At 54.0% G+C, this 14628-nt stretch carries 11 protein-coding genes; 5 read left to right on the top strand and 6 right to left on the bottom strand.

Going from position 1 to position 14628, the window contains the following annotated elements:
* Positions 1 to 4 precede the first annotated feature (4 nt).
* Together maiA and HALA3H3_RS10055 are read left to right on the top strand one after the other, a co-directional pair.
* Positions 5 to 649, top strand: a complete 645-nt coding sequence (gene maiA / locus HALA3H3_RS10060) for a maleylacetoacetate isomerase (RefSeq protein ID WP_022521429.1) — start codon at positions 5 to 7, stop codon at positions 647 to 649.
* 106 nt (positions 650 to 755) lie between these two features.
* Positions 756 to 1946, top strand: a complete 1191-nt coding sequence (locus HALA3H3_RS10055) for a multidrug effflux MFS transporter (protein ID WP_022521428.1) — start codon at positions 756 to 758, stop codon at positions 1944 to 1946.
* Between the two features lie 69 nt (positions 1947 to 2015).
* Here the strand turns inward: HALA3H3_RS10055 and HALA3H3_RS10050 are convergent, their stop codons facing one another.
* Positions 2016 to 5546 (bottom strand): indolepyruvate ferredoxin oxidoreductase family protein, encoded by a 3531-nt coding sequence (locus tag HALA3H3_RS10050; protein ID WP_022521427.1) that lies wholly within the window; start codon positions 5544 to 5546, stop codon positions 2016 to 2018.
* 177 nt (positions 5547 to 5723) lie between these two features.
* Here HALA3H3_RS10050 and HALA3H3_RS10045 point away from each other — a divergent pair, with 177 nt between their 5' ends.
* Positions 5724 to 6206, top strand: coding sequence for an Lrp/AsnC family transcriptional regulator (locus HALA3H3_RS10045; protein ID WP_022521426.1), 483 nt, complete (start codon positions 5724 to 5726; stop codon positions 6204 to 6206).
* Positions 6207 to 6390: 184 nt separating this feature from the next.
* On the opposite strand, the gene HALA3H3_RS10040 is transcribed toward HALA3H3_RS10045, so the two are convergent.
* From HALA3H3_RS10040 to HALA3H3_RS10030, 3 genes are all read right to left on the bottom strand, one after another.
* Entirely contained in the window at positions 6391 to 7851 is a 1461-nt protein-coding gene (locus HALA3H3_RS10040; RefSeq protein WP_022521425.1) for a sodium-dependent transporter, read from the bottom strand.
* A gap of 331 nt (positions 7852 to 8182) precedes the next feature.
* Positions 8183 to 9745 carry a sigma-54-dependent transcriptional regulator gene (locus HALA3H3_RS10035; RefSeq protein ID WP_022521424.1) on the bottom strand — a complete coding sequence of 521 codons (1563 nt, stop codon included), beginning with the start codon at positions 9743 to 9745 and terminating at the stop codon, positions 8183 to 8185.
* 33 nt (positions 9746 to 9778) lie between these two features.
* A complete protein-coding gene (locus HALA3H3_RS10030; RefSeq protein WP_022521423.1) occupies positions 9779 to 10255 on the bottom strand; it encodes an Lrp/AsnC family transcriptional regulator in 477 nt (158 codons plus the stop codon).
* A 128-nt stretch (positions 10256 to 10383) separates the two neighbouring features.
* On the opposite strand from HALA3H3_RS10030, the gene hppD reads away from it, so the two are divergent.
* Both hppD and HALA3H3_RS26095 read left to right on the top strand, forming a co-directional pair.
* Positions 10384 to 11490: a 4-hydroxyphenylpyruvate dioxygenase gene (gene hppD, locus HALA3H3_RS10025; RefSeq protein WP_022521422.1), complete on the top strand. Its 1107-nt coding sequence runs from the start codon at positions 10384 to 10386 to the stop codon at positions 11488 to 11490.
* 14 nt (positions 11491 to 11504) lie between these two features.
* Entirely contained in the window at positions 11505 to 11882 is a 378-nt protein-coding gene (locus HALA3H3_RS26095; protein ID WP_082116841.1) for a Rieske (2Fe-2S) protein, read from the top strand.
* 281 nt (positions 11883 to 12163) lie between these two features.
* Here HALA3H3_RS26095 and HALA3H3_RS10020 read toward each other — a convergent pair whose 3' ends face one another.
* Together HALA3H3_RS10020 and HALA3H3_RS10015 are read right to left on the bottom strand one after the other, a co-directional pair.
* Positions 12164 to 13231 carry a TRAP transporter substrate-binding protein gene (locus tag HALA3H3_RS10020; protein WP_022521421.1) on the bottom strand — a complete coding sequence of 356 codons (1068 nt, stop codon included), beginning with the start codon at positions 13229 to 13231 and terminating at the stop codon, positions 12164 to 12166.
* Positions 13232 to 13308: 77 nt separating this feature from the next.
* Positions 13309 to 14304: a PDR/VanB family oxidoreductase gene (locus HALA3H3_RS10015; protein ID WP_238326079.1), complete on the bottom strand. Its 996-nt coding sequence runs from the start codon at positions 14302 to 14304 to the stop codon at positions 13309 to 13311.
* Positions 14305 to 14628 lie beyond the last annotated feature (324 nt).

Raw genomic sequence — 14628 nt, 5'->3', positions numbered from 1 at the left:
CAACATGACGACGCTTTACGGCTATTTCCGCTCGTCGGCTGCTTACCGGGTGCGTATTGCCTTAAACCTTAAGGGACTGGATTATGACCAGATCCCGGTCAACCTGGTGAAAGGTGAGCAACGGGGTGACGACCACCTGATGCGCAACCCTCAGGGGCTGGTGCCTAGCCTGGTGTTGGACGATAGCTCGGTGATTAACCAGTCACTGGCGATCTGCGAGTATCTCGATGAAGTACATCCCGAGCCTGCCCTGCTGCCGATTAACGCGTTAGAACGGGCGCGGGTTCGTGCGCTCGCTCAGTCGGTGGCCTGCGAGATTCACCCACTCAACAACCTGAGGGTACTCAAGTATTTAGTGAGAGAAATGGGAGCGGATGAAGCGGCTAAGCTAGCCTGGTACCACCACTGGATTGCCGAGGGTTTCACCGCTCTGGAAGCAACGCTCTCCAATGCCCCCAGCAGTGGAGATTTTTGCCATGGCGACACCCCTACGCTTGCGGATATATGCCTGATTCCCCAGGTGTACAACGCGGAACGTTTCGAGTGTGATTTGTCAGCCTATCCGACGATTCAGCGTATCGTTACCAATTGCCGTTCACTGCCAGCCTTCGAAAAGGCAGCACCAGAGGTGCAGCCTGACGCCAGCTAAGTCAAGCTATACTAAGCAGGCTAACATAAGCGGGCGTCTTTCCACTCGGGAAGGCGCCCGTCTCGTGTCCGAAGGGGCATCACATCCAACCAAAAGGAGTTAAGGGGTGCTAAAGCTGCCCTCTACCGCCACCGTCGTGGCCCTGGCTGCAGTGACTGCGCTCGGCCCGCTGGCGACGGATATGTACTTGCCAGCCATGCCCGCCATGGCAGAAGCGCTGAATACTGGCCCAGACCGAATACAGCTGACCCTTAGCCTCTATATGGCTGGATTCGCTCTGGCCCAACTATTGTGCGGGCCAATCTCTGATCGCTTTGGCCGCCGCCCGGTGATGATCGCAGGGTTATCGCTGTTTCTCGCTGCGAGCCTACTGTGTGCCTGGGCGCCTAGCGTCGAGTGGTTACTGGCAGGCCGCTTTTTGCAGGCCTTCGGCGGTGCTGCTGGACCGGTATTAGCACGGGCAGCGGTACGTGATATTCACGGCCCCATCGAGGCCGGACGTATCCTCGCCTATATGGCAAGTACCATGGCACTCGCCCCTGCTCTGGCCCCTGTGGTAGGCGCGGGGTTACTGCTGTTTTTTGGCTGGGAATCGGTGTTCGTGGTGCTGGCGCTCTACGCGGCAGTGATGCTGGCGGTGCTGATACTTATGCTGCCCGAGCCGTTGGCGAAGGAGCGGCGGCAATCGATCCACCCGAAATCCGTACTGGCTAACTTTCGCTTACTACTGACTCAGCGTGCCTTTATTGGCTACACCTTGGTGAATGCTGCCGCGTTCTCCGGGTTATTCGCGTACCTTTCTGGCTCATCTTTTGTGCTCATCGAGTACATGGGCGTCGCCCCTACCCTTTATGGCGTGCTGTTCACGCTGATTGTCGCGGGCTTCTTCGTCGGGACGCTGGTCAGCGGCCGATATAGCCACCGCTTGGGTCGTGATCGCCTCATTACCCTGGGCACCGTAATCTGCGCAACTGGGGGCCTCGTCATGGCGGGCTTGGCTGCCGTTGGCGTCCATCACCCCTGGGCGGTGGTGGGCCCCCATATAGTGTTTATGCTGGGGGTGGGCATTTTGATGCCACAAACAATGGCCGGTGCACTGGCGCCCAACCCTCAATGTGCAGGCGCGGCATCTTCCTTGTTTGGTTTTCTGCAAATGACAATTGCCGCTGTGGTAGGTGGATTAGTCGGGCAATTCCACGACGGCAGCTCGCGCACCATGGCCTTGACGATCGGGCTGATGGGGCTACTCGCCTTGCTAAGCCACTGGCTGCTGGTATGCCGCCGAAAAGAGGCTTAGTGGGTCGTTGTATAGATGCATAGCAAAAGGCCACGCATTGCGTGGCCTTTCATACCTATATGGATCGCCTCAAGCAGCTTCGACAGCGATGGTCTTCGAGCGACCTTCACGTAGCTCCTTCAGCAACGTCTCACGACGCTCGTTAGCTTTCTCAGCGGCAGTTTCGCGAACGGGTCCGAAACCACGAATCTCTTCCGGCAGCTTAGCAAGCGCTAATGCCGTGGCGTGATTCGTGCCATCAAGACGTGCCACTAACTCATCAATCAACTGCTCGTAATCAGCCAATAAGGCGCGGTCGAGCTTGCGGTCGGCGCTGAAGCGGAAAGGATCGAGAGCCGTGTTGCGCAAACCGCGCATCTTTGCCAACGCGCCCATTGCCTTCAGCATCCAGGGGCCGAAGCGGCGCTTCACTGGACGCCCCTGAGCATCCTTACGACCACCTATAAGCGGCGGCGCCAAGTGGAAGGTTAACTGGTAATCACCAGAAAACGTTGCTTTGATCTCATCCAGAAAATCGCTCTGGGTGTAAAGTCGCGCCACTTCATACTCATCTTTATACGCCATCAAACGATAGAGCTGATGAGCAACGGCCTCACTCAGTGATTGGCCACATTTTAGCGCTGTTTCTGCTTCACGCACTTTAGTCACCTGGGTCACGTAACGTTCAGCCCAGGCTCGGTTCTGATAGCGCTCCAGGTGGCGACGATTACGCGCTACCACTTCGTCCAGTGTGGCATTCGCGGACAGTGGCATCTTATCCAGGTGCTGCTGGAGGTAATCGGGTTCCACCGCTGCCAAGCGCCCCCAGGCAAATGCTTGGCGGTTCTTTTCCACTGCGACGCCATTGAGTTCTAGAGCACGCTGCAGCGCAGGCTCAGAAAGCGGCACCAGCCCTTGCTGCCAGGCAAACCCGAGCATCATCATATTGGAGAATACGGTATCCCCTAGCAGCTGTTCAGCTAGGCGATTGGCATCTAGAGAAGCAAAGCGTTCATCTCCTACCGCTTCACGCAACATGTTAAGACGCTTGCTGGGCTGCATATCCGCATCGCGATAAAGCACATAATCCGCTGTGGCTAGCTCGGCCAGATTCGCCACAATACGCGTGGTCGGCTGCAGCACATTCAGCGCTTTCTGAGAACTCGCCACCACCATATCGCAAGCGATCATCGCATCGGCCTGCCCCGCTTCGATACGTACCTGATTAAGCTCACTGGGCTGAGATGCCAAGCGCACATAGCTCAGTACTGCCCCACCTTTTTGCGCAAACCCCATAAAGTCGAGCACGCTGGAGCCCTTGCCTTCCAGGTGTGCCGCCATGGTGATCAGTTGCCCGATGGTCACCACCCCCGTGCCACCAACGCCCCCCACCAGCAAGTCGTAAGGGGCCGTCAAAGTGGCAATGGAGGGGTTAGGCAAATGCGCTATACGTTGCCAAAAGGCGTTATCTGCCGCAACGCCCTGGCCTTTACGCAGCCCGCCACCTTCTACAGTGACAAAGCTGGGACAAAAACCACTGACGCAGGACATGTCCTTGTTACAGGAGGACTGGTCGATTTTGCGCTTGCGACCTAGCTCGGTCTCGCGAGGCACCACCGATAAACAGTTGGACTGTACGGAACAATCACCACAGCCTTCGCAAACATGGTGGTTGATAAACACACGGCGGGCAGGGTCTTCCAACTGACCGCGCTTGCGCCGACGACGTTTCTCAGCCGCGCATGCCTGATCATAAATCAACACCGTACAGCCTGGAATTTCGCGCAGCTCACGCTGCAGCGTATCCATCTCTTCGCGGCTATGGAAGGTAACCTCTTTAGGGAATTCCTTTTCATGCCCCCGGTACTTCTCCGGTTCGTCACTGACCACCATGACTCGGCGAACGCCCTCATCCAGCGATTGCCGGGCAATCATGGGCACGTTGATTTGCCCATCTACAGGTTGGCCGCCCGTCATGGCAACCGCGTCGTTGAACAGAATTTTATAGGTAATATTAACGTTGGCAGCCACTGCCTGGCGCACGGCCATTGAGCCCGAGTGAAACCAGGTGCCTTCGCCTAAGTTCTGGAAAATATGGCCATTGCCGGTAAAGCGGCTCTTGCCCACCCAGTTAACGCCTTCTCCACCCATCTGAATTAACGATTCAGTGCTGCGATCCATCCACGAGGCCATAAAATGACAGCCGATCCCCGCCAGGGCTTTGCTGCCCTCAGGCACCTTGGTCGAGCTGTTGTGTGGGCAACCGGAGCAGAAATAGGGCATGCGGCGTACACCGCCGAGTTCCTTAACACCTGCTTGGCAAGCATCAACGGTTGCCAGCTTGTCGCTAAAATCAATCTTGAAAAAGCGCTCCAAACGCTCTGCCACGAAGCCTGCCAAGAGACGCGGGCTCAGTTCTCCAACAAAGGGAATCAGTGGTTTGCCGGTTTCATCTTGTTTGCCGGTCACGATGACCTCGCCTGGATGATCGGGTTCCGACATGTACTCCTTCAGCTGGCTTTCGATAATGCCGCGCTTTTCTTCAATGACCAGCACCTCGCGCTTGCCATGAATAAACTCAAGGATGCCGGGGCGATGGAGAGGCCACACCATCCCGACCTTATATATCTCAATCCCTAGATCACGCAGTTTGGCTTCATCCAGCCCCAACAAACGCAGCGCTTCAAGTAAATCCAGATGGCCCTTGCCTGTGGTGACTAGCCCAAAAGTCGCCTGTTCCTGGCGAAATAGATACTGATCAATCGGATTGGCCGTGGCAAACGCCTGAACGGCAGCCAGCTTGTGCTCAAGGCGAGTCTCAAGCTGTGGCCCCGGCAGATCGGGCCAGCGGTAGTGCAGCCCGCCTTCCGGCATATCGAAATCGGGCGTTACATATTCTGGCAAGGGAGGCACGTCCACCGACGCGCCACTCTCTACGGTTTCAGAAACGGCTTTGAAACCCACCCAGCAACCCGAGAAGCGTGAAAGTGCATAGCCCCAAAGCCCAAAGCGTTCATATTCCGCCAATGATGCAGGGCTCACTACCGGCATGAACCACGCCATAAAGGCGACATCAGACTGGTGTGGCATGGAGGACGACACACACCCATGGTCATCCCCGGCGACCACCAGCACACCGCCAGTCGGCGAGCTACCGTAGGCATTACCGTGCTTTAAGGCATCGCCCGCGCGATCAACGCCAGGCCCCTTGCCGTACCACATGCCAAACACGCCATCTACTTGCTTATCGGGGTCTGTCTCGACTTGCTGGCAACCCAGCATCATGGTGGCGGCAAGGTCTTCGTTTATAGCAGGGACAAAATCGATGTGGTGCTCTTCCATGGCGGCTTTCGCCCGCCAGATCTCTTGGTCTACACCGCCTAAGGGCGAGCCTCGATAGCCGCTGATGAGTCCTGCCGTGTGGCGGCCATTGTGGCAATCAAGCTCGGCTTGGCGTAAGGCGATACGCACCAATGCCTGGGTGCCGGTGAGAAAGACACGGCCTTCTCCGCGGGTATAGCGATCGGCCAGCGCATAGTCATCGAGAAGATTGTCATCGAGTGCAATATCGAGAGGCTGGGCAATAGAACCCGCCTGCTCAGCGATCGAGGGGGTTGTCATGGGAGTTCACCAGTACGGTTGAAGAGTTATGGTTGTAATACGCTTGAGTCTAGCCAAGAGCGCACTAAAGGTGCTTGCTAATTCACTCTTCAAAAGCCTGGTTATTGATCATTACTTTCATTTTTTGAGATTTAACGCAATGATATTCAACAAACCACAAACAAATGAAATGGCACTATGAAAGAAGCGACCAAACTAATCACCTTAGACAGGCATGATCAGCGCATTCTTACCCTGCTTCAGCAACAGGGGCGCATTACCAACAATGAGCTCGCCGAACAGATCGGGCTATCCCCCGCCGCCTGCTGGCGACGTGTAAAGGCTTTGGAAGATAGTGGCGTGATCCGCCGCTTTGCGGCGTTGGTGGAACCCAGCCTGGTGGGCCAGCCACTGTCGGCATTGGTGATGGTGACGTTGGTTCGCCACCACATCGACAACACCGTCGAGTTCGAAAACCGCATCCTGCAATACCCAGAAGTGCTGCAGTGCTATGCCACTACCGGCAACGCGGATTTCGTGCTGCGAGTGGTTATCGAAGACATGGCGGCTTATGACCGCTTTCTGAATGAGAAACTCTTCACCTTGGATGGCATTTCCCAGGTCAATTCCAATTTCGTGCTACGTAATATCAAAGAAGAGACCGCTATTCCGATTCGCTAACAAAACGCTGCTATGTAACGTCAACCGCAACGTTAGCCCACAACTTAAAACAGGAAGTGGCAGGGCAACTGGCAGCAGGCAAACCGGCTCATTGTATCCCTCTAACGTAAAGCGCCCCCATCTGTGGATGGGAGCGCTTCAATCTCTCTATTCAGATCTATTGAGCACTTGTTCCTGAAAAGCTTCAGGAAGCCGGTTGACGTAATCGCGGGCTAGCGAACTCTCCTACCACGGTGATCAGCACTAGCAGTGCTAGCAACCACGGCCACTGAGTACCTATCTGGAGTGTCGCTAGGCCCAGCGTATCAATGAAAATTAACACGATGCCTAATGGGCTGACGTAACGCACCATAAATAGCCACAGTGCATGCTGGGTACGGGAGAGCCCTAGCTCCTCCCTGAATATTTCAGTACGCAGCAGGAAACCTACCATTAGCGCCATACCCAAACCGCCTAACGGCATCATCCAGCGGGAGGTCAGGTAGTCCAGCCAATCGAAGAAAGTGCGACCTGCAAACGTCCAATCCGCGCCCATGTTGAATGACAGCATTGCCAAGGTACTCACCAACCACAGCACGATACCCACACCCCACGATGCTCGTTTACGCGTCAGCCCTTTGCTTGCAATAAGCCAGGCGACTGTCGCCTCAATCATCGAAATCGACGACGTAAGCGCAGCCATCGACAGCATGACAAAGAACAGAACGCCAAACAGCGTACCAAACGGCATCGCTTGGAAGGCCAATGGCAAGCTCATGAAGATCAATCCTGGCCCTTGGCCGGGATTCATTCCGTTTGCGAAAATAATCGGGAAAATAGCCAAGCCTGCCATTAGTGCGACAACGGTATCGGCAATGGCCACGCTGAATGTCGTGCGCGCGATGGAGTGCCCCTCTGGCAGGTAAGAGCCGTAGGTAAGAATCGCACCCGATGCGAGCGACAAGGTAAAGAAGGCATGCCCCAGCGCTGCTAATAATCCTTCACTGCTTAACCCTTCGGTATTGAAAGAGAACAGGAAAGACCATGCTTCAGCAAAGCCACCGGAAAAAGCACCGTAGCCGATCAATATACCCAGCATGATCACCATGCCTGGCATCATCCAACTGACACTCTTTTCAATGCCAGCCTGTACGCCTTTGCCGACAATGAACATGGTCAGCACCGTCACTAGCGTGCTCCAAGCACCTAGCGTGAAAGGGTTGGCATTATTAGCGGCGAAAATTGCCGCCATGTCATCGACGCTATTGCCTGCCAGTCCGCCGCTCAGCATTTTCCACAGGTAGGAGAATGACCAGCCAGCGACCACCACATAGAAAGACAAAATCATGAAGCCACAGAGCATGGCCATCCAGCCGAAGATCGACCAGAAGCTACCATGACCCGATTCATGCACCACCCGACGGATAGCGTCAACCGGGCTTCCTCGCCCGCGGCGGCCAAAACTGATTTCAGCCATCATGATGGGGACGCCTACCGCCAATATGCAGGCCAGGTAGACCAGCACGAAAGCGCCACCCCCGAACTCGCCCGTGATGTAAGGAAACTTCCAGATATTACCGAGTCCCACTGCAGAACCAGTGGCTGCCAGTACAAATCCCCAGCGGCCCAGCCACAGCGTATTGGGAGGCGTATTTGTCGTTGTCATTGGGAAACCTTATAAATTGATATTGTTTTTTAGGCTATTTATTTATGAGCAGCTAGAACAGCTACTTAAGAGCGATTAGCTACTTATAAAAGCCAACCAACTGTGATCAACCAGTCATCAAGAGCAATCTATAAAGAGTCTATGGGGATAGCGAGAGGGCAGGAATGGGGTCACATCGCATTGGGCGCGATGCTACCCACATAAGAGAGGTGCAACTGTAAACTAATCGTTACGCTTAAGAGGATATGCCGAGGGCTGGGGTCTTGCCGTTGCGTTTTTCTGACACCCCGTAAACAAATCGTGACAGTTAATTCACCTGCCATGGGACTTTTTAAGAATCTTCTTGAGCACCAATGCCGTAACGCTTGAGCTTATTGGCAATAGTGGTGTGCGAAACGCCCAACCGCTTTCCTAACTGGCGGCTGGAAGGATACTGTTGATACAACGTACTTAAGATATTTCTTTCCACCTCCCCTAACATGTCGCTCAAGCTTCCCTCTAAGGGAATGCCAGTAAGCGCAGGCGATACTTCGCTCTGCGGAAGGCGCAAATGCGCTGGCTGAATGGCCGTCTCTTCGCATAATGACACCGCCTGAAACAGCACATTTTCCAACTGACGCACATTACCCGGCCAGTCGTAGCCGGTTATCTTTTCCAACGCAGCAGTCGAAAGCTCCGGTAAAGGACAGCCTATCTGACGCGCCGCACGATCAAGCACATAGGCCGCCAAGTCTTCGATGCCGTCCAGGCATTCGCGCAAAGGGGGCACCTGTAGAGAGAGCACATTGAGACGGTGATAAAGATCTAGCCGAAACAGACCTTCACTACATAGCTGAGGTAGGTTTTGCTGAGTGGCGCAGATCACCCGCACATCAAGAAAGGTTTCTTCGTCGCTCCCAACTCGACGGAATCCGCCATCCTGAAGGAAGCGTAACAGTTTCGTCTGCAGCCGAGGGCTCATTTCACCGACTTCATCAAGAAAGACCGTACCGCCTGCATTAAGCTCCAGAAGGCCAAGCTTTCCTTCCGGGCGAGCGCCCTCGAAGGCACCGGGTGCGTAACCGAAAAGCTCTGTTTCGGCCATCGACTCAGGAAGCCCAGCACAATTAAGCACCACAAACGGCGCTTGCCCACGGGGGCTGGCCAAATGACAGGCCCTGGCCACCAGCTCTTTCCCGGTTCCCGTTTCACCCATAATCAGTAGCGGTGCATCCAATGGCGCCATGCGACGCGCCTCGTTGATCACGGCCTCCAATCGCGAACTCGATTGAAAGATGGCTTCAAAGCCACGCAGCTCTTGGCGCTGTACTTGATAAATACGGGCACCGATGCGGTCAGCACGATGTAACGTCACAACCGCTCCGGCTAATGAATCTACATTCGTGTCTTCGGTGTGCAGGGGAGCGATATCAGCAAGATAGGTATCGCCTTTCAGCTTGATTCGCAGCCCATTGATGCGTGAGTTGTTACGGCGAATTAAATCGGGAAGATCTACCTCATCAAGGTAACGATCCAGCGAGAGCCCTGGTACTTCTTGAACACGCACCCCCAATACCTGGACAGCAATACGGTTGGCCGCCACAATCCGACCCTGCATATCTATCGACATCACTGGGTCAGAAAGCGAGGATAGCAGCGCATCCAACTCCAAATGGCGCCGTTCGCTGGGCATCAAGCTAGCGCGCTTAACTCCAAACACACCGGGAATGCCTTCCAATACTGGTTTAAGCGTACTCAACTGAGCATTAAGTAATTGTGGGACATGTAGATAGATGGTACTGCCGTGATCGCCCCCCACTTCACCTCGCGCGACATTAATTCTGTAGTCAGCAAATTGGGCCACAATATCGCGAAGAATGCCGATTCGATTCTGACAGTGAAATTTAAGACGCATAGAACCCTCACAGCACAAAACAAACGCAGTTACTTAGCCACCTTCCACCGGCAACCCCTGCTCCTCTTTCATACTACGCAGTATTATTTCAGAGCGAACCTGGGTGACATTAGGATGAGGTAATAAATGATGATGAATAAAGTCCGAAAACGCTGTTAGATCCTTGGCGATGATATGTAACACATAGTCTGCGTCTCCCGACACAGAATAGGCCTCACGAACCATGGCGTGCTTCGTCAGTAATGTCACAAAATCATCATCCATGCTTTCACCATGAGCTTTGAGATTAACCCTGGTGATAGCGCGCAGCCCAAACCCTAGGCTAGTAGCATCAAGCCTAGCCGAATAGCCCTTAATCACACCTTCGGCTTCTAGCCGCGCTTTGCGTCGGGAGCACTGAGAGGGAGACAGGCTGACTCGCTCACCCAGCTCTGAATTAGTGAGGGCTGAGTTCTTTTGCAATGCTGACAAAATTGCAAGATCATAACGATCCAATGAAATTCCGTGCATACAGCACTCCTTTTGCGCACACTTTATGCACTATTTGGCTGCATCTTAGGTTAGTTTGCAACCTAATTGTACCGGCTCTTCCCTATACTGAACTTGTCACCCAACAAGACAATAAAGGAGAGACAACGATGGGCCCCTTCCCTCATGACGCACCCAAAGCAACCATAAATGATGCAAACCCAGCGGGCACAGATGGCTTCGAGTTTGTTGAATTTGCACACCCCGAGCCGGAAAAACTAGATAGTTTATTTCGGCAAATGGGTTTCGTTCCCGTTGCAAAACATCGTGACAAGTCGATCACCGTTTATCGTCAAGGCGATATCAACTACCTGCTTAACAGTGAGCCTAACTCGCATGCGTCAGCATTTATTGAGGCGCACGGCCCCTGTGCTCCAGCAATGGCTTGGCGCGTCGTTGATGCTCAGCATGCGCTAAAACGTGCCGTCGACTTGGGTGCAGAAGAGTTCACAGGTAATAAGTCCATCGATGCGCCTGCGGTTATTGGCATAGGCGGTTCGCTGCTTTACTTTATTGATACGTATGGCGAAAAAGGCAGCTGTTATTCAAACGAATTTGAGTGGTTCGATGAGGTAGATCCTAATCCTAAGGGGTTTGGTTTTTACTATCTTGATCACCTCACTCATAACGTTATTCGCGGCAATATGGACACATGGTATAAGTTTTACCATGACACCTTTAACTTCCGCGAAATACGCTACTTTGATATCACCGGTAAAATGACAGGTCTTACCAGCCGTGCATTGACTTCTCCAGATGGTAAAATTCGCATACCCATTAACGAAAGTGCCGACGATCACAGCCAGATTGAAGAGTACTTGCGCGAATATAACGGCGAAGGCATTCAGCATATCGCCATTGCCACAAACGACATCTACTCCGGTACTGACTTAATCGCTGATGCAGGTCTCGAATTTATGCCTGGCCCGCCGAGCATCTACTACGAAAAGTCGCTAGAGCGTGTTAAAGACCACCAGGAGCCTCTCGATAAACTGCGCAGCCGTGGCATTTTGATTGACGGCGAAGGTGTCGTGGGCGGCGGCGAAACCCGAATTTTGCTACAAATTTTCTCCAAAACGGTGATTGGCCCCATCTTTTTCGAGTTCATCCAGCGTAAAGGCGATGATGGTTTTGGAGAGGGCAATTTTAAAGCACTTTTCGAGTCCATCGAAGAGGATCAGATTAACCGCGGCGTGTTGCAAAGTACCGCTGAATAGTAAAAGGGCACACCGTGCATGACGCTTGGCGTAACTATGAAAATGCCCCCCAAGAGGGGGCTGTTATTTGCCCTTCTAGCGCTATACCAGAAGGCAAAGCACGCTGCGTGGAAGTAATGAGCAGCAATGGATCTTTCCCGGTCATTGCAACACGCATAAATGGCACGATTTATTGCTACGTTAATGCCTGCCCCCACCAATATTTACCTTTAAACTATCGGTCGGACAGTATCATTTCATCAGATGGCCACCGTTTTCTATGCAGTGCGCATGGGGCGGCGTTTGACATTAAAACGGGAGACTGCTTAACAGGCGACTGTGATAAACTTGACGCCATATCTGTCGTTGAAGACTTAGCAGGCAACTTATGCATAAAGCATAGAGAGCCTTAACAGTATCACTTCATAAGTTCTAACTTATTTTTTATCTCTAGTTAAAAACCTGACAACCATGGCCAGATCGAATAAATAACCCACAATTATTCAGCCACATCATAAGCGAACTCAACGAGTTCGCTTATGAGCAATACAGCTCCTCAGAAACGCTATACTCACCAAAAGCCTATTACTGCCTAGATCAAGACTCCCTCATTCCGATACGTTTTGCCAATATATCTTTCTCTAAGCGAGGCAGCATTGACTGAATACGAGTTAGCACATTAAAAACACGTAGTTTAGGCGTCAGGATCAACCACATCGTCAGCGCTCAGGCCTTCATCGTCGCCTGCGACAACCTGCAATTGTTCGAGAAAGAATGCGCGGGCGGCCTCTCCATCAACATCTTTCGCAGCTGCCACTTCAAACCAGTCGCTGGGAAGGTTAGCCGCCAATTGCATGAAGTTTTCGACCTCTTCAACAGGCAACTCGATAAAGGTGTTGCCCTCCTCCTTGGCAAACTCAACGCCACGCACATCGACGGTATCCATCATGAAACCAAACAGACGGGACAGCTTTTCGCCTGAGACATCCATAATGGCGTTACGGTCTTGCTCGGAAAGCGACTGCCAGGTATCAGGATTGATGACCAGGGAAAAGCTGCCACGATAGAAGCCGCCCGGCATTTGTACCGTGTAGGGCAATACCTCGGCTAATCGAAAGCTCTTAAGTCCCTCAAGGGTTAGCATTGCACCGTCGATCACCCCTTGCGTGGCGGCCTCGTATGTTCCACCTGGCGGCAGTGCGACCCCAGTGAGGCTTAGCGCGCTGGAAATATCCGCCATCACGCCGCCCCCTATGCGCGCCCGTCTACCTTGCAAATCGTCAAGGCTTTCGATCGGTTCAGCCAGGAAGAGCGCCCCAGGGCCATGCACTCCCAAACCCAGGACTTCTACGCCGCGATGCTCTCCGGCATCGCTTAGGTATTCTTGGTGAGTACGCCAGTAAGCCACGGAGGCATTTTCTGATGAAAAGTCTTCAAAGGTGGGGAATTCCGGTAGTTTGGTCAGCTCAAAGCGCCCTGGCATTAAACCGTGGAAGAGCCAGGTGACATCGGCGACGCCGTCTGCCACCAACTCCATTTGCGCGTTAGGCGGCCCAAGGTCGTGGGTCACATTGACACTGACGCGACCATCGGTCGCCTCTTCAACCCATTTCCCCCATGTGGGCCAGACGATGGTATTAACGCCGTGGTTAGGGCCCGCCCAGGTACTCACTTGAAGCACGGTATCGGCCGCTGCCGCGCCTTGAAAAGAGCTCAAGAGCATCAGGGCTGAAAAGGTGGTCAACGTCGCCATTTTTTTCATTGTGATTATCCTTTTTGATGGTTCATGTACCCGATGGTGCCAGTGTAAAACAGAGGTTCTTTTAAGGGTGTTAACGTTTAGAGCGCCAAAGTCAGACGCTTGCCCGCTGCCCGCGAGCAGCAGGCCATCATTCGGTCATTAGCGTCGCGCTCAGTACGGCTGAGCACTAGGTCTCGGTGATCGATATTCCCATCGGTCACAGCCACTTCGCAGGTACCACACAGGCCTTCGCAGCAGTCGCTCGGTACATCCACCCCCGCCGAGGTTAGCGCCTCAAGCAGGGTCTGGTGGTTACCGACCTGCAGCGTCAGGTCGGAGTCCGCCAGCACTACTTCGAAGGCGTGCTCGTTCTCAGGATCGAGGATGTTGGAGCGAGCGGTGAAGTGCTCAACGTGCAAGGTACCCTCGGGCCACTTCTCCGCCAGCGACCCAAGCGCCTCCAGCAGGCGCTCAGGGCCGCAGGCGTAGACCTGTTCACCTTCGGCTAGGCTGCTAAGTGCACTCGGTAGATTAAGGCGACACCCTTCATCACCGGCATGGAGGGTTAGCGCGGCGCTATGGTCACGTTCGACTCTCTCCAAAAAGGCCATGGTTCGCCGTCCGGCACCGCAGTAGTGGAGTACATAGGGCTTGCCGAGAGCCTTGAGTCGATCCGCCATGGCAATAATCGGCGTGATGCCAATACCACCGGCTATCAGGGTATAGCGCGTTGTCGTCTCGTCCAGGTGGAAATGGTTCTTGGGACCAGCGATATGCAGTACATCCCCCGGCTTGACCGTGTCGTGGAAGTGCACCGAGCCGCCGCGCCCCTCGGGTTCTCGTAGGATGGCGATGGAAAGACGGTTACGGTCATCGCGTGTCCCGCACAGTGAGTAGTAGCGGCGCCACTCTCCCGATACCAGCTCTATATGCGAACCGGGGGTCCAGTCGGGTAACTCACGCCCATGGGGATCCACCAAACCAACACAGATCACCGCCTCAGCTTCACGTTTCACCTCGGCGACCACGACCCGACGCACGATATCCTCCTTGATAGGTGCGCCAATATGGAAAAGCGTAGGGTTCTCCAACACATCGTGGTGTCGCCGTTCAGGATTCTGCGCAGGCTCCCACTCCACCCATAGCGACGTGGGCCCACGGAAAGAGGTGTTGGGCAGAATCGAGTAGGAAGGGGAGTCGCCTCCCCTGTCCTCTCACACCACCGGGCATACGGTTCCGTACCACGGCGGTTCATGCAGAACGTTTAAGCCATCTTACCGTATCCAGTACCGAGATCAGTCCCTGGTCATAAAACCATTTCCTCGGCAGGGCCTGATTCATGTGCGAAGCCCCGGCATTCCACCAGGGGCCTCGACCGTTCCCCGCCGATTTCCAGGCGCGGTGCCCGTCTAGGCCTA

The organism is Halomonas sp. A3H3, from assembly GCF_000982975.1.
Taxonomy (GTDB): Bacteria; Pseudomonadota; Gammaproteobacteria; order Pseudomonadales; family Halomonadaceae; genus Vreelandella; species Vreelandella titanicae.
Note: the sequence above shows the minus strand (reverse complement) of the source record. Positions and strands in the feature narration are given on the sequence as shown.

Coding starts and splice junctions, on each gene's coding strand:
- maiA (WP_022521429.1), top strand. CDS start 5: ATGACGACGCTTTACGGCTATTTCCGCTCGTCGGCTGCTTACCGGGTG.
- HALA3H3_RS10050 (WP_022521427.1), bottom strand. CDS start 5,546: ATGACAACCCCCTCGATCGCTGAGCAGGCGGGTTCTATTGCCCAGCCT.
- HALA3H3_RS10045 (WP_022521426.1), top strand. CDS start 5,724: ATGAAAGAAGCGACCAAACTAATCACCTTAGACAGGCATGATCAGCGC.
- HALA3H3_RS10040 (WP_022521425.1), bottom strand. CDS start 7,851: ATGACAACGACAAATACGCCTCCCAATACGCTGTGGCTGGGCCGCTGG.
- HALA3H3_RS10035 (WP_022521424.1), bottom strand. CDS start 9,745: ATGCGTCTTAAATTTCACTGTCAGAATCGAATCGGCATTCTTCGCGAT.
- HALA3H3_RS10030 (WP_022521423.1), bottom strand. CDS start 10,255: ATGCACGGAATTTCATTGGATCGTTATGATCTTGCAATTTTGTCAGCA.
- hppD (WP_022521422.1), top strand. CDS start 10,384: ATGGGCCCCTTCCCTCATGACGCACCCAAAGCAACCATAAATGATGCA.
- HALA3H3_RS10020 (WP_022521421.1), bottom strand. CDS start 13,231: ATGAAAAAAATGGCGACGTTGACCACCTTTTCAGCCCTGATGCTCTTG.